This is a genomic window from [Eubacterium] eligens ATCC 27750, assembly GCF_000146185.1.
Classification (GTDB): domain Bacteria; phylum Bacillota; class Clostridia; order Lachnospirales; family Lachnospiraceae; genus Lachnospira; species Lachnospira eligens.
This window is the reverse complement of the sequence record NC_012778.1, coordinates 207,354-229,470: the sequence shown is the minus strand read 5'-3', so window position 1 is coordinate 229,470 and position 22,117 is coordinate 207,354. Positions and strand designations below refer to the sequence as shown.

Annotated in this window: 23 protein-coding genes; 5 read left to right on the top strand and 18 right to left on the bottom strand. The window is 39.6% G+C overall.

The window, feature by feature from the left end; all coding sequences use genetic code 11:
- Window positions 1-161 precede the first annotated feature (161 nt).
- Window positions 162-1,376, top strand: a complete 1,215-nt coding sequence (locus tag EUBELI_RS00975; RefSeq protein ID WP_041687873.1) for an IS256 family transposase — start codon at window positions 162-164, stop codon at window positions 1,374-1,376.
- Window positions 1,377-1,828: 452 nt separating this feature from the next.
- Here the strand turns inward: EUBELI_RS00975 and EUBELI_RS00970 are convergent, their stop codons facing one another.
- The 3 genes from EUBELI_RS00970 to EUBELI_RS00960 all read right to left on the bottom strand — a co-directional run bounded on the left by EUBELI_RS00970 (window position 1,829) and on the right by EUBELI_RS00960 (window position 5,860).
- Window positions 1,829-3,511 carry an NADH-dependent [FeFe] hydrogenase, group A6 gene (locus tag EUBELI_RS00970; RefSeq protein ID WP_012738474.1) on the bottom strand — a complete coding sequence of 561 codons (1,683 nt, stop codon included), beginning with the start codon at window positions 3,509-3,511 and terminating at the stop codon, window positions 1,829-1,831.
- Entirely contained in the window at window positions 3,505-5,340 is a 1,836-nt protein-coding gene (locus EUBELI_RS00965; protein WP_041687872.1) for an NAD(P)-binding protein, read from the bottom strand. Before EUBELI_RS00965 ends, EUBELI_RS00970 begins: the two co-directional genes overlap by 7 nt.
- 145 nt (window positions 5,341-5,485) lie before the next feature.
- Window positions 5,486-5,860 (bottom strand): winged helix-turn-helix transcriptional regulator, encoded by a 375-nt coding sequence (locus tag EUBELI_RS00960; RefSeq protein WP_022097110.1) that lies wholly within the window; start codon window positions 5,858-5,860, stop codon window positions 5,486-5,488.
- Between the two features lie 535 nt (window positions 5,861-6,395).
- Here EUBELI_RS00960 and EUBELI_RS14955 point away from each other — a divergent pair.
- Entirely contained in the window at window positions 6,396-6,551 is a 156-nt protein-coding gene (locus tag EUBELI_RS14955; protein WP_012738471.1) for a hypothetical protein, read from the top strand.
- Window positions 6,552-6,626: 75 nt separating this feature from the next.
- Here EUBELI_RS14955 and EUBELI_RS00955 read toward each other — a convergent pair whose 3' ends face one another.
- From EUBELI_RS00955 to EUBELI_RS00905, 12 genes are all read right to left on the bottom strand, one after another.
- A complete protein-coding gene (locus tag EUBELI_RS00955; RefSeq protein WP_012738470.1) occupies window positions 6,627-6,845 on the bottom strand; it encodes a hypothetical protein in 219 nt (72 codons plus the stop codon).
- Between the two features lie 33 nt (window positions 6,846-6,878).
- On the bottom strand, window positions 6,879-7,637 hold the full coding sequence (locus EUBELI_RS00950; protein WP_012738469.1) for a hypothetical protein: 759 nt from the start codon (window positions 7,635-7,637) through the stop codon (window positions 6,879-6,881).
- Between the two features lie 27 nt (window positions 7,638-7,664).
- The gene (locus EUBELI_RS00945) at window positions 7,665-8,261 is read right to left on the bottom strand and encodes a hypothetical protein (RefSeq protein ID WP_012738468.1); all 597 of its coding nucleotides are present in this window, start codon (window positions 8,259-8,261) and stop codon (window positions 7,665-7,667) included.
- A gap of 65 nt (window positions 8,262-8,326) precedes the next feature.
- Window positions 8,327-9,082 (bottom strand): hypothetical protein, encoded by a 756-nt coding sequence (locus EUBELI_RS00940; RefSeq protein WP_228003413.1) that lies wholly within the window; start codon window positions 9,080-9,082, stop codon window positions 8,327-8,329.
- A gap of 21 nt (window positions 9,083-9,103) precedes the next feature.
- On the bottom strand, window positions 9,104-9,904 hold the full coding sequence (locus tag EUBELI_RS00935; RefSeq protein WP_172676012.1) for a FlxA-like family protein: 801 nt from the start codon (window positions 9,902-9,904) through the stop codon (window positions 9,104-9,106).
- Window positions 9,905-10,081: 177 nt separating this feature from the next.
- Window positions 10,082-11,452 (bottom strand): GHKL domain-containing protein, encoded by a 1,371-nt coding sequence (locus tag EUBELI_RS00930; protein ID WP_012738465.1) that lies wholly within the window; start codon window positions 11,450-11,452, stop codon window positions 10,082-10,084.
- Window positions 11,449-12,162, bottom strand: a complete 714-nt coding sequence (locus tag EUBELI_RS00925) for a LytR/AlgR family response regulator transcription factor (protein ID WP_012738464.1) — start codon at window positions 12,160-12,162, stop codon at window positions 11,449-11,451. The genes EUBELI_RS00930 and EUBELI_RS00925 overlap by 4 nt, the downstream gene beginning before the upstream one ends.
- 35 nt (window positions 12,163-12,197) lie before the next feature.
- Window positions 12,198-12,608, bottom strand: a complete 411-nt coding sequence (locus tag EUBELI_RS00920) for an aldo/keto reductase (protein WP_012738463.1) — start codon at window positions 12,606-12,608, stop codon at window positions 12,198-12,200.
- An 83-nt stretch (window positions 12,609-12,691) separates the two neighbouring features.
- Complete coding sequence (locus tag EUBELI_RS00915; RefSeq protein WP_041687871.1) at window positions 12,692-13,126, bottom strand: cupin domain-containing protein; 435 nt, start codon at window positions 13,124-13,126, stop codon at window positions 12,692-12,694.
- Window positions 13,127-13,636: 510 nt separating this feature from the next.
- Window positions 13,637-13,786: a hypothetical protein gene (locus tag EUBELI_RS14310; protein WP_012738460.1), complete on the bottom strand. Its 150-nt coding sequence runs from the start codon at window positions 13,784-13,786 to the stop codon at window positions 13,637-13,639.
- 191 nt (window positions 13,787-13,977) lie between these two features.
- Complete coding sequence (locus EUBELI_RS00910) at window positions 13,978-15,324, bottom strand: sodium-dependent transporter (protein WP_041688393.1); 1,347 nt, start codon at window positions 15,322-15,324, stop codon at window positions 13,978-13,980.
- 210 nt (window positions 15,325-15,534) lie between these two features.
- Complete coding sequence (locus tag EUBELI_RS00905) at window positions 15,535-16,449, bottom strand: AEC family transporter (RefSeq protein ID WP_012738457.1); 915 nt, start codon at window positions 16,447-16,449, stop codon at window positions 15,535-15,537.
- 76 nt (window positions 16,450-16,525) lie between these two features.
- Here EUBELI_RS00905 and EUBELI_RS00900 point away from each other — a divergent pair, with 76 nt between their 5' ends.
- Window positions 16,526-17,383 (top strand): LysR family transcriptional regulator, encoded by an 858-nt coding sequence (locus tag EUBELI_RS00900; RefSeq protein ID WP_012738456.1) that lies wholly within the window; start codon window positions 16,526-16,528, stop codon window positions 17,381-17,383.
- On the opposite strand, the gene EUBELI_RS00895 is transcribed toward EUBELI_RS00900, so the two are convergent.
- The 3 genes from EUBELI_RS00895 to EUBELI_RS00885 form a co-directional block, all read right to left on the bottom strand.
- Entirely contained in the window at window positions 17,380-18,366 is a 987-nt protein-coding gene (locus EUBELI_RS00895) for a D-isomer specific 2-hydroxyacid dehydrogenase family protein (protein WP_012738455.1), read from the bottom strand. The two genes, EUBELI_RS00900 and EUBELI_RS00895, sit on opposite strands and share 4 nt — an antisense overlap.
- Before the next feature lie 15 nt (window positions 18,367-18,381).
- Complete coding sequence (locus tag EUBELI_RS00890; RefSeq protein WP_041687870.1) at window positions 18,382-19,572, bottom strand: aminotransferase-like domain-containing protein; 1,191 nt, start codon at window positions 19,570-19,572, stop codon at window positions 18,382-18,384.
- Between the two features lie 536 nt (window positions 19,573-20,108).
- On the bottom strand, window positions 20,109-20,387 hold the full coding sequence (locus EUBELI_RS00885) for a hypothetical protein (RefSeq protein WP_041687869.1): 279 nt from the start codon (window positions 20,385-20,387) through the stop codon (window positions 20,109-20,111).
- Window positions 20,388-20,693: 306 nt separating this feature from the next.
- Here EUBELI_RS00885 and EUBELI_RS00880 point away from each other — a divergent pair, with 306 nt between their 5' ends.
- Together EUBELI_RS00880 and EUBELI_RS00875 are read left to right on the top strand one after the other, a co-directional pair.
- Window positions 20,694-21,131 (top strand): MerR family transcriptional regulator, encoded by a 438-nt coding sequence (locus EUBELI_RS00880; protein WP_012738452.1) that lies wholly within the window; start codon window positions 20,694-20,696, stop codon window positions 21,129-21,131.
- Window positions 21,132-21,177: 46 nt separating this feature from the next.
- Window positions 21,178-22,056 (top strand): YitT family protein, encoded by an 879-nt coding sequence (locus EUBELI_RS00875; RefSeq protein ID WP_012738451.1) that lies wholly within the window; start codon window positions 21,178-21,180, stop codon window positions 22,054-22,056.
- The last annotated feature ends 61 nt before the right edge of the window (window positions 22,057-22,117 follow it).

Sequence of the window (22,117 nt, the reverse complement as noted above, 5' to 3'; positions counted from 1 at the left end):
TTTCACAATCTGATAGGTCTTTTTTACATCGTTAGTTGGTTTATTATGATAAAGTCCATATAATGGTGTAAATTACAAATTTATATAAAAAAGAGCCGAGAGCTCATCTTTCAGTTATAATTAAGTTACCACACAAAAACATAATTGAAAGGATGAAACTCATGGCTCAATTACATTTTACATTAGATAGTGATTTTTTTGTAGGACTTTTTTCAGAAACTAAGGATGAAGCTTTTGGCAAACTTATGGAAGCTTTACTTAATCAGGTTCTTCAGGCTGAATCTACTGAACAGCTTGGAGCAAGTAATTACGAACGATCTCAAGAACGTTCTGATTATAGAAATGGAGTTAGGACAAGAACATTAACCACCCGTATTGGAAAGATTGAATTACAGGTTCCAAGACATCGTAATGTTCCATTTAAAACTTCCTTGTTCGAAAATTATCAGCGTAATGAACAGGCTTTAATTACAACAATGATGGAAATGGTTGTGCAAGGCGTATCAACCAGAAATATAAAAAAAGTAACTGAAGAGCTTTGTGGAGAATCTTTTTCAAAATCTGCTGTTTCTGAAATCTGCAAGGAACTAGATGTCCCTGTTAAGCATTTCAAGGAGCGCTTATTGCCGGAACACTATCCGTTTATTATTGTTGATGCGATATATTTAAAAGCTCGTGAAGATCATCGTGTTAAATCAAAAGCGTTGTTTGTTGCAATTGGAATAAACAATACCGGGCACAAAGAAGTCCTGGGATTTGAAGTTTATGATTCAGAGAAAGTGAACACCTGGAGAGACTTTTTTGAAAATCTTAAAAGTCGCGGTTTGCGCGGTGTAGATATTGTAATATCTGACGCACACGCGGGGCTTGTTGAAGCAATAAAGGAGAGTTTCTCTGGCTCTTCATGGCAGCGATGTCAGGCTCACTTTACAAGAAACATCATAAATAAGTGTCCTAAAAAATACAGCACTGGTTTAGCTTCTGAGTTACGAGACATGTTTAACGCAGCTACTATTGAAGAGGCCCGTCGTTTAAAAGAATCTATATACGATGAATATCAGGATGTTGCAAATGAAGCAATGACTGTCCTTGATGAAGGATTTGAAGATAGTATTACCATCATGGCACTTCCCTCAAAATATCGTATAGCATTAAGAACCAGCAACATAATAGAACGCGAGAACAGAGAAATCAGAAGACGCGAAAAAGTTATTCAGATTTTTCCAAATACAGAATCTATTATTAGATTAATTGGTGCAGTCCTTCAAGATGATCATAATGAATGGAGTGTAGGTCATAAAATCTTTGATATGAAAGAGTACTATGATAAACTAAGCTCCATTCAGTCAAATCTTTTGAAGATAAAAGTAGCGTAGATAAAACCACATAACTGAAAGATGAATTTACACACAAATTTGGACTTGACTTTTATTATGCTTCTTTCCCCCATTAAATGCCTACTAATTCATCACATTTCACACTTTAGTAGGTCTTTTTCTCATACGTTTATAATATTAGACATTTCTTATCAGTCAAAAAACCTACTATTTTCGCATAAATCATAAATTTAGTAGGCAATTTTCTTTTTTCTCCTCTATTTTCATCATAATTTCTTCTAAATAAACCTACTAATTCATCACATTTAGCAACATTAGTAGGCTTTTCCCTACTTATGCGCTGATTTCATGTGCTATTTGACACTATTCCAAATGAACAAAGTCACATAACACACCACCCGCTGCAGCTGGCGGCATATACTTCTACTAAGCGAGGAATACTGAAAACAGATGCCCCGCACTCCCCACCCGCAGAGCAGGCTGTCTACACCCTACACATGCAATATCTCATGAGCCCTATGTGACAACGGTTTCTCAAAATACTCCTCATAGCACTGCTTAACCGATGGATTCTCATGTGAGAATCTAAGATTATCGCGCTTATCAAGCCCGTACAGCACATGACGTCGCTCCTCAACCATCACAGCATCTTCCTTGTAAGGCTGTCCGCCACCGTTGATACAGCCGCCCGGACAGGACATGATTTCAACGAAATCATAGTGAACCTCGCCCTTCTTAATAGCATTCACCAAACGTCTTGTGTTGCCAAGTCCGCTGGCAACAGCTACATTTACAGTTGTCCCATTAAGGTCAAATGAAGCTTCCTTCCAGCCCTCAAGACCTCTCACTGACTGGAACGCATCCGCATCAGGATTATTTCCTGTCACAAGATAGTAAGCACTTCTGAGTGCCGCCTCCATAACACCGCCTGTTGCACCGAATATAACGCCAGCACCTGTTCCTTCACCTAAAGGATTGTCGAACTCGTCCTCATCAAGTTCTTCCGGCTTTATGAAAAATGCTTTGAACATTCTTTCAACTTCTCTTGTTGTAAGAACTGCGTCAACATCTTTGCCTCCGTCCCATGTACACTCGTCCTTTTTTGCAAGACAAGGCATGATTGACACACAGAATATCTTCTCCGGGTCAACCCCAAGCTTTTCTGCATAATACGACTTTGTTATTGCACCAAACATCTGCTGTGGTGACTTTGCTGTTGAAAGTCTGCCTGCCATCTCAGGGAACTCGCTCTTTACGAATTTCACCCATCCTGGACAGCATGATGTGAACATTGGAAGTCCTGACTCCTTGATTTCTGGAAGCCTTTCAAGAAACTCGCTTCCCTCCTCCATAATTGTCATGTCTGCTGCAAATGTTGTGTCAAATATATAATCAAATCCTATTCTTCTAAGTCCTGCAACAAGTCTTTGTGCTGTCGCATATTCCTTAGACATACCAAAATCTTCGCCCCATGCTGCTCTTACTGCTGGTGCAATCTGTACTACTGTAATGATATCCTCATTTTCAATTGCATCAAGCACAATTCCGACATCATCTCTTTCTGTAAGTGCACCTACAGGGCAGTTGCTTACACACTGACCACAAAGTGTACATGCAGTCTCCGCAATGTTCTTGTTTGCACGCACATTTACAGTTGTACGCGAACCTGTATTTACAACATCCCATATGTGCATTCCCTGAATATTATCACACACCTGCACACAACGCATACATTTGATACATTTCTGGGCATCTCTTATAAGTGGAAATGTTTTATCCCAATTATCTTTTTCTAAGATTGAATCATATGGCATCTCTGATATATTAAGTTCATTTGCAATTGACTGTAATGCACAGTTACCACTTCTTATACATGTACCACATTTGTAATCATGCTGTGAAAGTATGAGCTTTACATTAGTCTTTCTTGTTGTACGCACTTTTCTTGAATTAGTGTAGACAACCATGCCTTCTTCTACGAAGTTATTACATGCTGTAACACATCTGTCAGTACCTTCTACTTCAACAACACATACACGACATGCACCAATTGCGTTGACTTCTTTGAGATAGCAGAGTGTAGGTATTGTCTCTCCTATTGTTTTGGCAGCTTCAAGAATGGTAGTTCCTTCTTTTACTGATACAGCTTTACCGTTAATTGTTAAATTTACCATTGTTTCTCTCTGCCTCCTCTGAATGAACCAAATCCAAAATGATCACATCTTAAGCAGCGTCCAGATTCCTGACATGCTTCCTCGCATGAAAATCCATATTCAATAGGTTCAAAGTCTTTCTTTCTGTCTGCGGCATCACGCAGTGCGACCTCAACTCGTCCGCAAGGTACCTTGTCCTCATATCCGGCATAAGGTATCTCTACATCTGAAGTTATCTCGTGATGGTAGCCAAGATATTCATCAATGTTGGCTGCCGCAACCTTTCCGGCTGCTATAGCCCTGATTACTGTTGCAGGTCCTGTTACGCAGTCTCCTCCTGCAAATATTCCTTTACGTTCTTTAATCTCACTTGTATCAAGTGCCTCAATTGTTCCTCTCTTGACTGTAACGCCATGCTCCTCAAAATATCTTGTTTCGATACCCTGTCCGATGGCAACTACAATAAGGTCGCAAGGAATAAGAACCTCGTCCTTAGCTGCAGTCTTAGGTGATGGTCTGCCACCTTTTATCCTGCTTATCATCTGTGGCTGAACCCATAAACCAACTGCTGCGTCATTTTCATCTTTCTCTATTCTAACTGGTGACATAAGTTCAAGAACATCGCAGCCCTCTGCCTCTGCACCTTCAACCTCTTCCGGAAGTGCCGTCATGTCGGCTTTTCTTCTTCTATATACAATGCTTACTTTCTCAGCACCTAATCTTACAGAAGAACGGGCAACATCCATTGCTACATTTCCACCGCCAATAACAACTACACGCTTGCCTGTATAATCAGGCATCTCATCATCACCAATTGCACGAAGCATTTCTACTGCTGATATTACGCCTGTTTTAGCATCCTCACCATCAATTCCAATCTTCTTGTCTGCATGTGCTCCGATAGAAATGTATACTGCATTATATTCTTTGTTAATATCCTCAAGCGTAATATCTGTTCCTACGCTTATATTTTTCTTAACTTCTATTCCTGTAGACAGAATTGAATTAATCTCTGCATCAAGCTTCTTTCTTGGAAGTCTGTAATTAGGAATTCCATATCTTAACATTCCGCCAAGCTGCTTTCTCTGCTCAAATATAGTAACCTTATGTCCCATAAGAGCCAGATAATATGCAGCACTGAGTCCTCCCGGACCACCACCGATTATTGCAACTTTCTTACCTGTTGGCTCATTACATGCTGGAACCGGAACATCACCGGCATTATCAACTGCCATTTTCTTAAGTCCCCTGATGTTGACTGGCGCGTCAATAAGTGTTCTCTTACATCTGTTTTCACATGGATGCTCACAAATGTATGCGCATGTTGTAGGCATTGGATTGTCTCTTCTTATAAGACGAACCGCGTCTGCATATCTGCCTTCATGCACAAGTGCTATGTATCCCGGAATATCTACTCCTGCAGGACATGATTTCACGCATGCAACCGGCTGGTTACTGTTACATGAACAAAATCCCCTCTCCATATGTGACCTGAAATCATCCTCGCAGCCATCAATACATTTTAATACAAGCTTGGCCGCCTCATATCCAATTGCACAGTCGGCCGAATAATAGATTCCCTCTGCTGTGAGCCTGATAACATCAAGAGTTTCCTCTGTTGCGTTACCATCAAGCACATCATCAAAAAGTCTCGCAAGCTGTCTAAGTCCCACACGGCATGGGACACATTTGCCACATGACTGTGCAAGACACATTTTTATAAATGACCTCGTAAGGTCAATAGTACACAATCCCGGTGGACTTGCTACTATTCTTCTCTCTAAATCCTGATATAAAGACTCCATTGTAACCTGAGCCTTATCCTTAGTAATAATTGTTAATCTGCTCAATTCCCGCTCCATTTCTGCATATTGCGTATGTCGTATTGCTGCTTGCCAGTATACCGCTAGGCAGTTCCATGTAACATTTTACACAATATATGTTAATTTGAAAAGGAAGGTTATTTTTTTCACACAATAACCTTCCCTTCATCCATTACTTATGGTCGCACTTCATGCACTGGCTCGATTCTTTGTCAGTTTCTTTCTTGTAAAATGCACATGACCAGTCGCATATACTTTGCAATATCGGCATTACAGATAAGCCCTTTTCCGTAAGTGAATATTCAACTCTTGGCGGAATCTCATCATATGATTTCCTTGATACAATATCATCCGCAATCAGTGCCTTTAATGTTGTTGAAAGAACTGCATCTGTAATATTCACCAGTTCTGCCCTTAACTCACTATATCTTAATATCTTCTTATCCGCCAGAACACATATAACTCTTGATTTCCATTTGCCTCCAAATACTTCCAGGCCGTATTCCAATGGACATCTGATATCTGATTCTAATTTCTTGTGATACATACACCTCTCCTTTGTTTTTGGCATTTCTTTATAATATCATAATAACAATTATTTTAAAATCAAGTGTGTATGTCAGATTTTTATATATTCATCGTCATATATGGGGGAATGCATATAATTCCATCTTTTACAATTAAATTTCTTGGATGAATAATATAACTTTCGTATTCGTTTTTTCCAAATTCTTCTCAGATGGTAGACTTTCCAATACGTCTGGCGCCTTCTATCAGTAAAGCTTTTTCCCCTGACATTCATTTTTCCATTCCAGTAGTTTTTTATATATTTTTCTTTTTAATATCATGGTTCCTCCAGATTATGCGCATATATGTTAGTTCTAATTTTTATGATTATACGCACATTCTAAACAGGTTTTGAATTTATTTGCAGGGAGGCTTTTATATGTCAATGAATATTAGCAGTTTTATTCGGACGGAGATTTACTGAATGCAAATGGTGTTACAGGTATGGATGTTACTGTAATCGTTTAAGTGGTACATGGACTTTAGAACAATATGAAGGACAGTACAGAGCTGCTATGTACGCAGCCGTAAAATCAGTCAATCCAAATTTGAAGCCCGGACAAGCATTTGATACAGGCATTCTTGATAATGTCACAAGAGAATCCATAGAAGCTACACTTGTCCAAAATGGTAACAGACTCGTTCGTAATTCTATTGATGTATCGGTATAAAAGGGAGAAACGTATAGACTTCAAAAAGGCGGCAAATCATCTCAACATATTGTTGATGATTTGCCACCTCGACTTTTAACACTGATACCGTATCCACACCGCATCACTGTCAAATTTTTTAGAAAGATAGGAAAGTTCATCCGCTGCAGTTTTTCGGGTTATCCCTGTCTTTACATCTTCTGTTTGCTCCACAACCTGCTTTTCTGTGGTTTCCTTAGCATTATTTTTCCGTATATTACCGGTATAAGCATTTGTGTAAATATTAGAGTAATTGTTTACACCTGTAACTGCCATACTAACATCTCCTTTCGTATTACAAAGCTTTCATTACCTTTTATTAGCATAATAATCCCAAATACCATTAAGCATTTTCCGATTACCATCTGATACATTCAGATTTAGCCTTAAATCTTTCCAATCACCCAAATACTGCTGCGATAATTTCTGGTTATCCGACTGGATGGCGGATAAAAATGCCTGATATGCCGAATTTTTGATAACCCCCTTTTCTTTAGATTTTGCAGTATTTTCCTGGTTCTCACCTATGTTCTGTTCATTTGCTGTCTGTTCACTTTCTTTATGGTAAACTACCGATGGTGTAAAATCCTGTAATTCTGACCAGATTTCTGTGGAAGTTGCCATAAAATTACTGTGGTTTTCATATGCCTGATTCAGCATATCCAGTTCTTTTTCTTTGGTCAATTCCTCAATTTTGCCCGATTCTGTCACATAATACTCCAGCTCATAATCTTGTTCCGCATATTTTTCTTCAATGCTGTTTTTCATTTTGTTATATGCTGTCGCCATTCTGTTTACATGATGTTCAAAGGAATCGGACTTTACACTCTCTGTATCTTCTTTGACAAATATATCCGTCACTTCCCTCTCAAAACGGTTCTGATAATCCATAGAGCTGACAGAAGATAAATACCTAAATCTCTCCTGCCCCGTTTTAGAAATAGATACTGTATCTGTATACTGTGTCATTTTCTTTTCTAAATCTGCTGGAAAATTTTGCTTCGTATTTTTCCTGCTGTTATGTTCGATTGCAGAATATGTAATATTTGTATTATTGTAAATCTTCATAGCTGTTTCCTTCCCAGATAAATACCATTAGACTCTAATATCAATCGGCACATACCTTTTAATTGTCTCTGTTTGTACCATTTCTGCTGCCTCTAAACTATCTGTAACAAGCTGCTCCTGCAAAACCTCGTCTGGAAGTTCTTCCATATTCTCCATAGTTTTTTCCGTCATCTGCTCTGTCATTTCTTCGGTTGTCTCCGAAAGTTCGTCCATGATTTCAGACATCATGCCCTTGTTTTCCTCTGTTCCAAGAGCTTCATCCACCATTTCTTCCTTTCGTTCTTCTTCTGTTTTAGGCTTATTCCTCTCAGCAGCTTCCGCAATCTTTTCGCCATGTTCTTCTGCCTCGTCCATGACATGAAACATCTGCGAATTATTATACTCCTGATTTGCTGCCGCAATTTCATTCTCATAATTATGAAACATTTCCAGCTTTTCAGAGATTTCTTCCAAAGTGTCAGCCTTTCGGTTTTTCAGATTTTCTTTTTGTGCTTCAAAAAAAGCCACCTTATTATCCCGTTCCTGCTGTCGCTGCAATTTTTCCTGTGTACTTTTCAACATATTAGAACTATTAAATCTATTTATCAATAAACCTCCACCGGATAAATTGACTGTAAAACTCATCTGGTTCCTCCTTCCCGACAAATTAATACAAAAGATTTTTCTTCTTGTCATTTAGGCTTAACATACTATACTTCCTTATCTATCTTACGTGACGTTAGAGAGGAATCCGTTTTAGAATATGTACCATTGTTTGTATACGTTGCACTTGCCCGGTTTGCAGCATTTGATATACCAGCTGCTTTCTGGGCTGTTTTGCCTGCAAAGGAATTGTAACCTGTAAAAATCGTTTTCAATGAACTGATATCTGCTTTCTTCAATTCATCTTCATCCAGCTCCAGCTTATTCCCCTTTCCTATGGTAATACCTATTTTAGAAAGTAAATGACTGGTTTTGTCTGTCATGCCTGTCATCCATGAAGCATTTCTAAGGACATCTTTTGTATTGGATTCTCCTGCCTCCTTAACAACATCATTATAATCATCAATAAAAGATTTCACTTTTTTGGTAATTGCATCCCAGTCATAATCCTCTACCTCTGTTTCTTCCCCGGTCTTTTCATCCTTCTTTTTTATTTTCTTTTTTTCCCAGAGTGACGCATCGTTTAGTGCATCTGCTGATTTTTTCAGGGAATCCGCACTTGTTTTCATCAGTGTAAGCTTCTGTGAAGTATCGCCTTTCCCCGATAATTTTTCTGCATCCTGCTTTGCATAATATGCTTTCATAAGTTTTCCATAGCTTCCGTTTTTAATCGCAGCATAATCAGAAAGCATATTGGTGTTTCCTACGGATGAACTGTCGGAAGTTCCTCCAAATAATGCGGAATAATCTACATTGCTGTTATATTTACTTGTGTAATCACTAAAACTCTTAATCTCTGACATAATACCATTCTCCTTTACCAACTATAAACGAATATCAATCGGTGTATACACTGCCTGCTGTGTTGCATTCTGTGCATTTTCCAGAGTCGGTGTTTCTACTGTCACTTGTGTTTCCCCTTTGATATCCGTATTCTTTACGCTGTCTGTCTCCTCTGCCGCAGCCCCCGCAGATTCCTGTGTTTTCTCGGATTTATCAGTATTGTTCTTTGTTGCAGTGTCTTCTGTATTGCTGTTCTCTGCTTTTGCAGCTTCTTCTACTGATTTATTTGCATCTGCAAGTGTAGACATCTGTGCTGCTGTCGCAGACTGTGCCTTTGCCTGCAGCTCTGCCAGTTCTTCTTCCTTCTTCTCAGTATTTCCTTTTCCGGCATCCTGTTTGATTTCAGATTCAAGCACACTGGCACGTCCCTGTATCTGTGTTGCCATACTTCCCTGCACCTTTGCCTGTTTCATGGAAGAATCTGCGGAGATCATCGCCTGCATACTTGCCTGTGACAATCCGGTGTCTTTCTTTTTAGAAGTGCTACTTGTTCCAGCCACCATATCATCCATAGATGACGAATTTTTACTCTGCTGTTCCTTTCTCTGCTCGATCTGGTGCTGTCTTAACTGCTGATTGAGATTGTTAATCTCCTGCTGTATCTCCTGACGCTTTTTCATCTTATCCTCTAATGACATTTCTTCATTCGATGATAAATCCTGTAGCTTCTGCTGTGCATTTGCAATCTGATTCTGAATATTTTTACTTACAGAATCATTCCCCTGTGTCATTCCCATTGTTCCTGTCTGCGTATTTGTCCCACTAAATCCATTGATTCTCATTGTATTGTCCTCCTTGAGCTTAAATTCTGAAATCCGTTTCCTTAAAAATCTGTACAACATGATTTCTCTTTACTGATTCTTTCGGCATATCTTTCTTTACAATAAACAGCGATGTTGTGAACCGCCCTTTTTTTGTTGTGAAGCAAATAAAAAACACCTCGAAGGTGCTTTTTGTCCTTATTCTACCTGTAACATAATACTTAGAACCACTTCCTGATTCTCCTGCTCTAAAGATATATCTCCCATATACATCCTTGCAACCCTTCGGATATTATGCAGTCCAATTCCATGCTCCTTCCCGGATTTCGTTGTTTCCGGCAGATCACTGTCCTTATAATTTAACTCTCCCTCATATCTGTTCTTTATGGTTATCATAAAAATACTGTTTTTCCGAAAAGAAGAGATACAGATATAAGGATTTTCTCCACTTACATTTTCCATGCAATTATCCAGTGCATTGTTTAAGATCACACTTAAATCAAATGCATTTAATTTCGTATCCCCCGGATAATGAAAATCTGATATAAAACGAATCTGCTTTTCCTTTGCTTCTCTTAACTTTTCCATCAGAATCACATCAATGACAGGACTCCCCGTTTTTATCTCGGGAGATATTTCATTCCACTCCTTTTTCAAATGCTCCATATATTCTGCTGCATCATCCATATGATTCTCTGCCACAAGATGTTCCAGCATCTGTATATGATTCCCCATGTCATGACGCAGGCTGCGGATATCCTGATACAGCTTTTCCACTTCCCCGATATGCTTTTTCATGTCACTGACCTGATTTAATACCAACTCCTGCCCTGTCTGTTCTTCCTGTGCCACCTTCCAGTTTTGAAACATCGTAGTCATAACAAGAATTGCTATGATAGAGATAAAATAATGCACAAAGCTTAAAGCTCCATAAAATCCATAGGTATCTGTAAGGCTCTTTCCTGTATCTTTTTCATAAATATTCAGATAATATTGCAGAATGCCATATCCTGTAACTCCCACAAGAGAAGGAATGATAAGCATTACCAGCTCTTTAACGCTCATTTCATCATTTTTGTATACATATGCTTTATTGATCAGACCGATTGCAACTGCAAGGAAAACGATACAAAGCACAATATCCAGAATTCTCGTTCCAGCATAAAGTACATATTGCAGCCATTGTCTTCCTGCAATCGTATTTCCAAAAACCAGAGCTTTTGTGATAAAATCATCCATTCTGCCTGCCATTGCAACCGCAAGCCAACGGATAGAAAAAAATGTCACTGCAAGAAATATTTTCTGATAAATGTTTCTTCTGTCCTGTACATACATCACAAGAAATGCAGCCACAACTCCCAGCATATATGCAGAAAAATTGCCAATCTGCTGCGGTATCAGATACAGCACAGACATAATTCCAATATAAACAATACTGACCAGAGCAGCTTCCCTTTTCTTTTTCATATATGGATATACAAAAACACCAAAACAGATTCCTGTAATAATCAAAATTGCAATAACAGAAAACTTCGATGTGATCATCCAACATCTTTCCACTAAACTCATCTGACTTCATTTCCTTTCCTCTGGTTATACTTCAGATATTGCTTCACAAACTCTGGATAATTCTTTTTTGCAATCAATGCAGTTCCATTTTTCATAGTTACACAAGTTGCATCATATTTTTCTACATATTTAAAATGTACAAGATAGGCTCTGTGTGTTCGGAAAAAATCTGTTCCTGCCATATCACTTAATTCCTGTAATTTACCATAGTATTCAATATCCGTACTTCGTGTATGGATAATAACTTTCCGGTTATACACCTCGGCATACACAATATCACGCAGAAAAATTTTTATATGACTTCCGGCTGTCTGTACCATGATATATTTTTCGTCTTTTTCAAGTCTGGAACTTCTTTTTATGTTATGAACTGCCTTTGTCACAACCTCTTTAAATTTCTCATCGGAAAATGGCTTAACCAGATAATGAAATGCTCCGACATCAAATGCCTGAAAAACATACGCCTCTGCTGCTGTCACAAAAACGAGTATCATATCCTCATTGTCCTGACGAAGCACCTTTGCCGTTTCCATCCCATCCATTCCCGGCATCTGAATATCCAGAAAAAGAATATCCGGCTTAATGCCACTTGCAATCAGTTCATCACCCGATAAATATTTATCTATAACCGCATCTGGCAATAACTTTTTTATCTTTTTCTCCAGTATCTGAACCATAGATACTTCATCATCACAGATAGCTATTTGCATATTGTCACTTCCTTGCTTACATATATTTATAGCTATTATATCGGATAAGTTCTTGCAATATCTATCTGGAATGTTGTGAATTGACCTTTTTTTGTTGTGAAAAGGGGCTGTGGCGAATGAATGATCATCATGACCAGATAATCCAGACCCATTTTTTCCAAAGTCTCATCAATACTCTTGGCTGCCGACTCATTGGTCTTATGCTCCGCAGCGACCTTCGATACGACAAAAAGCTGCTCTCTCGGCACACCACAGGTTCTGACACCTTCACCGACACCGCGCTCATTACCGTAAGCCTGCGCTGTATCAATATGACGGTAGCCCGTTGCAACAGCAGCCCTAACTGCATCTGCCGCGTCCGCATCATCAATAAACCATGTTCCAAGTCCAAGCTTTGGTATCTCCACACCGTTGTTCAATGTATAATTTTTGCTCAAAACACTCATCAGTTCTTACCTAAACCTTTCAATTAATCTTCTTTCCATACTTCCTTAGCCATTGTAATCCTCCATTCCTGCCATATAAGACATTATCCTAATCTGTTATATTCTTCATCAGTTACAGGCTCACACCATTCATTACTTGTATTCTCGCCCGGAATCTCTGCAGCAATATGTGAAAACCAGCTGTCCTTCTTAGCTCCATGCCAGTGCTTAACTTCTGGTGGAATTGCGATTACAGTTCCCGGCACAAGGCTTACAGGCTCCTTGCCCTCTTCCTGATACCAGCCCTCTCCAGCTGTACATATAAGCATCTGTCCGCCGCCCTTTGTTGCATGATGGATATGCCAGTTATTACGGCATCCCGGCTCAAAAGTCACATTTGCAAGAAAAAGCCCGCACTTAGGATCTGTCAGCGGATTCAGGAAAGAATCACCAATAAAATACTTAGCATATGCTGTATTTGCCTGACCTGTTCCGAAGACATTCTGCTTTTCAAAATCATCCTTATCCATAAATTTCATGATAATAACACCTCTTCTTTCATAAAAATGTAAATTATTTGATACCTGTATGATACGACTTGAAGTTAGCTTTAGGACAAGCGGTTTATGGGATTTTATATAAATTTTTGCACAAATGTGATGTCTGGTCATGTGATGTCTGGTCTTACGCTCTTGTGCACCGACTTGCGTTTTGGACTTCCGCGTGCCTCCCCTCCGCTTCAAGGTCCAATCCTCCGCTATTTCTCACCCCTTTTGGACTTTCTCCTGCCTCCCCTCTGCCTCAAGGTCCAATCCTCCGCTATTTCTCGCTCCTTTTGGACTTCCTCCTGCCTCTCCTCTGCCTCAAGGTCTAATCCTCCGCTATTTCTCGCTCCTTTTGGACTTCCTCGTGCCTCCCCTCCGCCTCAAAGTCCAATCCACAGCCCTTTCTCGCTCCTTTTGGACTTCCTCGTGCCTCTCCTCCGCTTCAAGGTCCAATCCTCCTCTCCTTCTCGCTCTTTTTGGACTTTCTCCTGCCTCTCCTCTGCCTCAAGGTCCAATCCTCAGCTCTTTCTCGCTCTTTTTGGACTTCCTCGTGCCTCTCCTCTGCCTCAAGGTCCAATCCGCCGCTATTTCTCGCTCCTTTTGGACTTCCTCCTGCCTCTCCACTTCAAAGTCCAATCCTCCGCTCTTTCTCACTCCTTTTGGACTTCCTCCTGCCTCTCCTCCGCTTCAAAGTCCAATCCTCCACTCTTTCTCACTCCTTTTGGACTTCCGCGTGCCTCCCCTCCGCCTCAAGGTCAATTCCGCCACGCTCCCGCTCCCCACCACGCAAAAAAGGCGGATTGCAAAGCAATCCGCCAGTCTCAATCAACCAGTCCAATCCTCCATCAGCCAATTCCACCAAGTAAAGCACCTGCAATAAGTGCAACAAGTGCAAGTGGAACAAGGACATATTTGCCAAGTGGTACAAACCACTTTCCAATAGGCTTATCTGCACCTGCATTAACAGCATCAACAGCAAACTTCTTTCCTTCAACCCAGAAGAACATAATTGCTGCGAGCATTGCGCCAAGTGGGCAGATATAGATAGATACTGCGTCCATCCAGCCTGATACAATACCCTGTATTACAAGTGACACAACACAGCCAGCCACTGCGATAATTCCAACAGATGCAACACGGTTAAGCTTAAGCTTCTCCTGAATAGTTGCAACCGGAGCTTCATACAGATTAACAAGTGAGCTCATACCTGCAAACAGAACACATACATAGAATACAATTCCTACAATCTTGCCACCCGGCATACCATTAAATACATTTACAAGATAGATAAACATCAGTCCGGGACCACCTGATGATAACTCGGCACCGCCTGCTGCCATACCAGGAATAATAACAAATGCAGCTAATAAAGCAGCAATAGTATCAAATACTGCAACATTTCTTGCAGAAGAAACAATATTTTCCTTATCACTAAGATATGAACCATAGATAACAGTTCCGTTACCTGCGATAGACAGTGAGAAGAACGCCTGACCAAATGCATATATCCAGAGCTTTATATCAAGAAGTTCCTTAGGGTTAAGTGTAAATATGTATTTATAACCTGCACTTGAACCTGGAAGTGTGAAAATGTATATTCCAAGACCTACAAACATGATGAAAAGCAAAGGCATCATGACCTTGTTTGCTTTCTCAATTCCGCCTGCAATACCAAGTGCCATAATAACAGCAGTTACAACCATTGCGATTATAAGCCACATATTATTTCCAAATGTGCTTGCTGTACTTCCAAACATACCACCAATAGCTGACATATCATTGCCCATTGCTGAAAGCTTTCCAGAAAATGCAAGATAAGTATATTTGAATATCCAGCCAACAACTACAGTATAGCCCATTGCCAGAGCCAGTGAGCCAAGCACAGGAATAAAACCAATTGCCTCACCTGCTTTTCTCTTTCCTGTACGCATCTGCATACAGTCGCCAAATGCTTTAATAGGTCCGCCCTTAGTCGCACGGCCAAGTGCCATCTCCTCGATAACACCTGTTGAACCTATCAATATTACAAATAATACATAAGGTATTAAAAATGTCATACCACCCCATGCAGATACCATATATGGAAAACGCCATATATTTCCCATTCCTACTGCCGAACCGATACAGGCAAGAATAAAACCTGTACGGCTCTTAAAGCCATCTCTTTCCAATTCAATTCCGTTATTTCCCATAGCTTTAGTTCCTTTCTTCCTCATATTATGAATAGCCGTATTCGCTATACATTTTCCTGCAAAGATATCTTATACGCAAAAAAGGCAAAGAAACCATTACCCCTTCCGGGTCATGGCTCCTTTGCCTTTGATGTCTGTATAATATACCATTGTGTTATTCCTGTAAAATACATGTTGGTTATAAAACCATAACCAGAAATAATAGTTAAACTACATAATCCACATCTGTGCCAGATACATCACAACTGGCATTGTAATAATTGAAAACAGCGTTGACAGGCAGACCATACATACTGCCCGCTCATAATCCTGCCCGAATTTCTGTGCAAATATTGCCGTACTCGTTCCAACCGGTGTTGCCGCAGCAATCAGTGTAATCATTCCAATCTGACCGTGTCCCGCCGGTATAATATAAAGCACAAGCAGTGTAAGCAGCGGAATTATTATAAGCCTGACAAACGATGCCAGATACAGGGACGGATTAAGCAGTAAGTCACGGATCCTGACACATGACAGATAATATCCCAGTACTATCATGGCTGCAGGTGTATTAAGTGCCGCAACTCCAGCCATCGTGCTGTTTATTACACCTGGCAGTTTAATTCCCGTAATAAAAAGAAACAGTCCTATAACAAGTGATATTGTCACAGGATTGACGAATACCTTTTTTATATTTATCATATCCTTGCGGCGGGTTATTATCACAATTCCATATGTCCACTGCAACAGATTAAGAATACTTGCAAATGATGCAACATAGAATGCCGCTTCATTTCCAAATACCGCAGTTACAAGTGGAATTCCGATAAATCCTGCGTTACAGAAAGCCGTTCCAAAGTTGTCTATTGGCTTTCGCATGCCGTATATTATATATGATACAGCTATCGCCACTGCAAATGCAGCTACAGCCAGTACCGCCGACATAAGAAGTCCATACAGCTTCTCCATCGTGAAATCTGTTATATAGCTTCTTATAATTACACACGGAATAACCGCATACAGCAGAATATTGGCCATATCCTTACTGCCATGTTCTGTAAGCAGACCTGTTTTAGACAGAATCAGTCCCAGAATCATAAGAATAAACATTATAAATGTCTGCGTTAATAATATTTGTGTTATCATAATCGTAAATATCCTGATTTCTATATTATGTTAATTGTAATTTTTATAAAATACTACATACAAGAGAGGTGCGAACATGGAATTATATCAGCTCAGGCAGTTTCAGGCTGCCGCCAGACACAAGAATATGACCCGTGCTGCCAGTGAACTGTGCATAGCACAGCCGGCATTAAGCAAGACAATCCATAAGCTTGAAGAAGAATTTGGCGCACAGCTTTTTATCCGTAATAAAAAAGGGCTCGAATGTACCCGTCAGGGAGAAATTCTGCTTGAATATGCAGACAGAATACTGGCTCTTTCAGAAGATGCTACGCGTGCTGTCAGTGAAAGTCTTGGCGATGCAGGCGACATAAGGCTCTGTCTCCGCTCAAGTGCAGTTCTTGTCAGCAATGTACTTAAAGATTTTATCCATGAGCACCCTCATGTCAGCTTTTCAATATCTTCTGAACCAAAAGGGTGTGACCTGCTGATTGACTCTGTCTCATCAGCTTATGATATTCCAGACAATGCACATCTTCTTATGACAGAAGAAATCTGCCTTGCCGTTTCATCATCACATCCACTTGCCCATACCGGACACATATCAGTAGAACAGATGATGAATGAGAAATTCATTGACCTTGCAGATACTCCATCTTATGCCGGAGTGTTCAATTCAATATTCAGTAAATGTAAGAAAACTCCTCAGATAGCCTACTCATGCAATGATTACATATTACAGGGCAAACTCATAAGTCTCGGTCTTGGAGTATCATTTGTTGCCTCTGTAACATGGACAAGCAGCAGCCTTCCTGAAAACATAAGCCTGCTGCATATAGATGACTGTCCACATTTCAGAAGCATTTATTATCAGCCGCTTGGCTCATTCTGCTCAGAAAATCAGCGAATCTTCGAGCACCAGCTTGAAGAATATTTCAAAAATTTGAATAATTAATGCACCTCTAATGGTGTGTCTTCACCGGCTGCAAACTGCACAACACTCTTAACTGAAGACTCAACCATGTCAGACACAGCCTGATCTGTGAAAAATGCAACATGAGGTGTGACAATAGTATTCTGAAAAGACTTAAGTATGATGTAATCGTGATTAACAACAAGGTCATCATACTTACGGTCTGTACGGATAAATTCATCCTCACCCTCGCAGCAGTCAGTTCCAACTGAACCAATCTTGCCACTCTCAACAGCCTCAATCAGATCCTTTGTATCAACAAGCGCGCCTCTTGCCGCATTTATAAGGATAACGCCATCCTTCATTTTTGCAATTGAATCCTTATTAATCATATGATATGTCTCATCACTTAAGAAAGTATGAAGCGAGATAATATCTGCTCTGGCATACAATTCATCAAGAGTTACATACTCAACATTTTCAAGGTCTTTTGCCGGATATGGGTCATACGCAATAATCTTACATCCAAATCCTGAAAGATTCTTAATTACTGCCTTTCCAATTCTTCCTGTTCCGATAATACCTACTGTCATATTCTGCATTTCACGTCCACATATAGGACCAAGTGAATAATCTGCTGTGTGTGAACGCATCATTACATACAAAGCCTTGCGGATACACATAAGCATAAGCATTACTGTATAATTGGCAACTGAATATGGCGAATATCCGCTGTGTGCAACACGGATTCCAAGGCGCTTTGCTGCCTCAAGGTCAACACTGTTATATCCGATTGTCCTGAAACCGATGTACTTTACACCCTCTGCTGCAAGCTTTTCAAGAACAGGTGCTGACAAGTCACACATGCCATCGCACACCGACATAGCCTCACAGCCTTTGACACTTTCTATATCATCTGCTGTAAATCCGCTCCTATTAATCTGTAATTCCACCTTGTATACATTTGCAAATGTATCAAAATACTGTTTTTCATCTTGACGAACGCTGAATGCTGCTATCTTCATAACTTTTCACTCCTCCTACTTAATCCACTCATATGTAAGTTTTCCAAGAATTTCGATTCCCTTAACAATCTGCTCATCAGAAGGTGTCGAATAATTAAGTCTGAATCCATTAGACTTCTGGCTCTCATCTGCTAAGAACGCTGCTCCCGGAACTGAGAGAACACCTCTGTTAATAGCCTCCCTTACAAATGGTGCAGAATCCATTCCCTCTGGCAGGAATGCCATTACGAAAAGTCCGCCCTCAGGGTGACCGAAGGTTACTGAAGGATGGAATTCCTTCTTCATGCACTCCATCATGAGATTACATTTGTGCTCATACACCTTTCTTGAATCCTCAAGATGTTTGTCGAAATCATAGTTATTAATATATTCATTACAAATGTACTGGAAAAGGACAGTTGAATGTACATCTGTGCACTGTTTTGCAACTGTAAGCGGTCCTGTGAGCGACTTGTTAAACACAAGAAAACCAAGACGGAATGCAGGTGCCATTACCTTTGAGAAGCTTCCTGCATATATAACCCTGCCCTCTGTATCCATCGACTTGATAGTTGGCACATTTTCACCTGCAAATCTTAATTCACCATAAGGATTGTCCTCTAATATTGCGATATCATATTTGCAGCAAAGCTCATATACTTTTTTTCTCTTCTCAAGAGAAGTTGTAATTCCTGTAGGATTCTGAAAAGATGGAATTGTGTATAAAAGCTTTGCATCAGGATTAGCCTTTAAAGCCTCCTCAAGCGCATTTATATTCATTCCGTCCTGCTCCATTGGGATTCCTACAAGCTTTGCACCGTAAGAACGGAATGTATTAAGGCAGCCTACAAATGCAGGCTCTTCAGTAAGCACAACGTCTCCTTCATTAACAAGTGCCTTAGTTGTAAGGTCCGCACACTGCTGTCCGCCTGACACTATGAAAAGCTCATTATTCTCGAAATCAAAGCCTTCCTTCTTCTCAAGATATTTCTTCATAGTATCACGCAGAGGTGTATAACCTTCACTCAGTCCATACTGTAATAAAGAAACAGGATTCTCGCCAAGACCCTTCGCTGCTATCTCTTCTATTTCCTTGCATGGGAATGTCTCTGCTGACGGATTGCCACCGCCAAAAGATATAATATCCTTGCTTGCTCCTAACTTAAAAAGTTCTCTTATCATCGAACCATGAACACCTGATAAACGATTAGAAATCTCGTATTCCATATATATTTCCTCCTTCAAATACTTGCTAATGCAAAAAAAGAGCCAGAATCCCCTAAAGACTTCCGGCTCCTTTGCCCTTGATAAATGTATCATACCCCCATGTGTCATTCCTGTAAAATACATGTTAGTTATAAAATCATAAATCATAGCAATGATTATTATTTATATTTTTTATATACTTGTTTGTTATATATTGTTATGATATAATTTTTAGTGCTACCCCTCCTATACCTGGTAGAGAAAGGAGGCGTATTATATGGACATGTTTATGTCTCTAATTATCACTATTATGGCTGAGATAGTTTCATACTATATCTGCAAATGGCTGGATAGAGATAATCACAGGTAGCCAGCCTGGGGACTAAGCCACCCTTCCACAACGGCATAGAAAACCCCACGAGCCACCAACTCGTGGGGTTTTCGTTCATTATATGAACATGTTTGTCTTCCAATGACATTGTATCACATGCCATCAGACATTACAAGTATATTGTTTTTCTTTTCAAATATTACAAAATTATCAGACAACTTTTCACTTATCCCCACACAGTCTCACCATTAATATAATCAGTCATAAAATATACAATCTTATTCCAAAGCTCATACTCTACAATATGTCTTGTTTCTTTAATTATCCTGAGACATTTTTTAATTACATCGGATGAATCACCCTCTGTAAGTTCTAACAACTTTTTATATGTATTATACCCCTCATTTTTCTCTTTCTCTGTCCATCTTACTTCCTCGGCATCCTCTATTTTATTAAGAAAAATATACATAAATACCGGCATGTCTTTTTCCTGTCTCCATTCCATACATTTATCCTCCATAGAATATGTCATCCTTCCACTGCCATCATAATAATTATCAATCCAAAAAAAGTAATACAAAAATACATTAGCATTACATACATATGATCACCTCTTTATTAAAAACACTATCATATTCACTTTAAATCAACTTTAAATTGTATTTTAAGTCTCTCTGTGCTACTATTTAAGCATAAGAGGTAAACCTAACTTTAGGTCAACCCAATAACAGTGAACATTTTGTGAATTTTATTATCACATTTGTAAAAAACTAATATCAGGTAAGCATAGCTTACAGAAAGCAGGTGTGTTATGTACACAATAGGACAGGTTTCAGAAATGTTTAATCTTCCCGTTTCAACATTAAGATATTATGATAAAGAAGGATTATTCCCTTTTATGCAGCGTGCTTCTGGAATAAGACAGTTCTCTGACACTGAAATTGCTGCTCTTAAGCTTATTGAATGTCTCAAAAAATCAGGTCTTGAAATCCGCGACATCAAGCAGTTTATGGAATGGTGTCAGGAAGGCAGCAGAACTTACGAACTCAGAAAACAGCTTTTTGAGAGACAGAAAGCTGCTGTTGAGAAAGAGATGGAGAAGATGCAGGAAACTCTTGATATGCTTACTTTCAAGTGCTTCTATTACGAGCAGGCTATCAAGGACGGCAACGAGGACGGAATACATTCAATGCTTCCAGACAAGCTCCCCGCCAATATTCAGGCTGCCTACGACAACTCACACAAATAATTATTATTTGCTTATTATATTTAACACAAAATATGGAGGCTAATATATGTTCAAATCTTTAGAAGTTAAATATCCTAAGTTTTATCAGGTATTCAGATTCATTATAGTTATAATTGCTTCCGTGCTGTACGCATGGAATTTAAGATGCTTTGCCAAAGTCGCAGACCTGCTGCCAGGAGGCTTTTCAGGAGTCTCCCTGTTATTTCAGGCAATCGGACTACGTTTTTTTTATATCAGCATCCCATTTACAATATTCAATGTGGCACTTAACATTTTCCCCGCCTACATTGCATACCGCTACATCGGTAAGAAGTTTACCATCTACTCAATCGTGGTAATTATACTTTCCAGTGTGCTTGTTGATATCCTTCCTCCATACATTTTTACAGAAGATATCCTGCTTATAAGCGTGTTCGGTGGCATTATCAACGGATTTGCAATAAGCCTGTGCCTCAATGTCGGCACTACCACAGGCGGAACCGATTTCATAAGCATTTATTTTTCTCATGTTAAAGGAATAGACGCATGGAACTATATTCTTCTTGGTAATGTTGTGATTCTGCTCATCGCAGGCGGACTGTTTGGCTGGTCAATCGCGCTCTACTCAATAATATACCAGTTCTGTAGCACTCAGGTAATCCAGTTCATGTACAAACGCTACCAGAAGATGACATTATTCATCATTTCTGACAAATCCGAAGAAATCTATCACGCCATAAAGAATACAACCAACCACGACGCCACGCTTTTCAAGGGAATCGGCTGCTACGAGGAAAAAGAGCGCACGCTCATATACTCCGTAATCAACTCCGAAGCGAAACGTGAGCTTATCACATTGATACGCTCAATTGACAAGCACGCATTTATAAATGTGGTAAAAACCGAAGAGCTTGACGGCAGATTTAACGATATTCCACATGATTAATCAGTACACAGAATATTCGCACTCATACCATATTTTAGTCAAATTTCTCCAATAAACTATA

What these genes read in the sequence shown, in the direction of transcription:
- EUBELI_RS00975 (WP_041687873.1), top strand. Translation starts at nt 162, where the DNA reads ATGGCTCAATTACATTTTACATTAGATAGTGATTTTTTTGTAGGACTT.
- EUBELI_RS00970 (WP_012738474.1), bottom strand. Translation starts at nt 3,511, where the DNA reads ATGGTAAATTTAACAATTAACGGTAAAGCTGTATCAGTAAAAGAAGGA.
- EUBELI_RS00960 (WP_022097110.1), bottom strand. Translation starts at nt 5,860, where the DNA reads ATGTATCACAAGAAATTAGAATCAGATATCAGATGTCCATTGGAATAC.
- EUBELI_RS14955 (WP_012738471.1), top strand. Translation starts at nt 6,396, where the DNA reads ATGTACGCAGCCGTAAAATCAGTCAATCCAAATTTGAAGCCCGGACAA.
- EUBELI_RS00955 (WP_012738470.1), bottom strand. Translation starts at nt 6,845, where the DNA reads ATGGCAGTTACAGGTGTAAACAATTACTCTAATATTTACACAAATGCT.
- EUBELI_RS00950 (WP_012738469.1), bottom strand. Translation starts at nt 7,637, where the DNA reads ATGAAGATTTACAATAATACAAATATTACATATTCTGCAATCGAACAT.
- EUBELI_RS00945 (WP_012738468.1), bottom strand. Translation starts at nt 8,261, where the DNA reads ATGAGTTTTACAGTCAATTTATCCGGTGGAGGTTTATTGATAAATAGA.
- EUBELI_RS00940 (WP_228003413.1), bottom strand. Translation starts at nt 9,082, where the DNA reads ATGTCAGAGATTAAGAGTTTTAGTGATTACACAAGTAAATATAACAGC.
- EUBELI_RS00935 (WP_172676012.1), bottom strand. Translation starts at nt 9,904, where the DNA reads ATGAGAATCAATGGATTTAGTGGGACAAATACGCAGACAGGAACAATG.
- EUBELI_RS00930 (WP_012738465.1), bottom strand. Translation starts at nt 11,452, where the DNA reads ATGAGTTTAGTGGAAAGATGTTGGATGATCACATCGAAGTTTTCTGTT.
- EUBELI_RS00925 (WP_012738464.1), bottom strand. Translation starts at nt 12,162, where the DNA reads ATGCAAATAGCTATCTGTGATGATGAAGTATCTATGGTTCAGATACTG.
- EUBELI_RS00920 (WP_012738463.1), bottom strand. Translation starts at nt 12,608, where the DNA reads ATGAGTGTTTTGAGCAAAAATTATACATTGAACAACGGTGTGGAGATA.
- EUBELI_RS00915 (WP_041687871.1), bottom strand. Translation starts at nt 13,126, where the DNA reads ATGAAATTTATGGATAAGGATGATTTTGAAAAGCAGAATGTCTTCGGA.
- EUBELI_RS00910 (WP_041688393.1), bottom strand. Translation starts at nt 15,324, where the DNA reads ATGGGAAATAACGGAATTGAATTGGAAAGAGATGGCTTTAAGAGCCGT.
- EUBELI_RS00905 (WP_012738457.1), bottom strand. Translation starts at nt 16,449, where the DNA reads ATGATAACACAAATATTATTAACGCAGACATTTATAATGTTTATTCTT.
- EUBELI_RS00900 (WP_012738456.1), top strand. Translation starts at nt 16,526, where the DNA reads ATGGAATTATATCAGCTCAGGCAGTTTCAGGCTGCCGCCAGACACAAG.
- EUBELI_RS00895 (WP_012738455.1), bottom strand. Translation starts at nt 18,366, where the DNA reads ATGAAGATAGCAGCATTCAGCGTTCGTCAAGATGAAAAACAGTATTTT.
- EUBELI_RS00890 (WP_041687870.1), bottom strand. Translation starts at nt 19,572, where the DNA reads ATGGAATACGAGATTTCTAATCGTTTATCAGGTGTTCATGGTTCGATG.
- EUBELI_RS00885 (WP_041687869.1), bottom strand. Translation starts at nt 20,387, where the DNA reads ATGGAATGGAGACAGGAAAAAGACATGCCGGTATTTATGTATATTTTT.
- EUBELI_RS00880 (WP_012738452.1), top strand. Translation starts at nt 20,694, where the DNA reads ATGTACACAATAGGACAGGTTTCAGAAATGTTTAATCTTCCCGTTTCA.
- EUBELI_RS00875 (WP_012738451.1), top strand. Translation starts at nt 21,178, where the DNA reads ATGTTCAAATCTTTAGAAGTTAAATATCCTAAGTTTTATCAGGTATTC.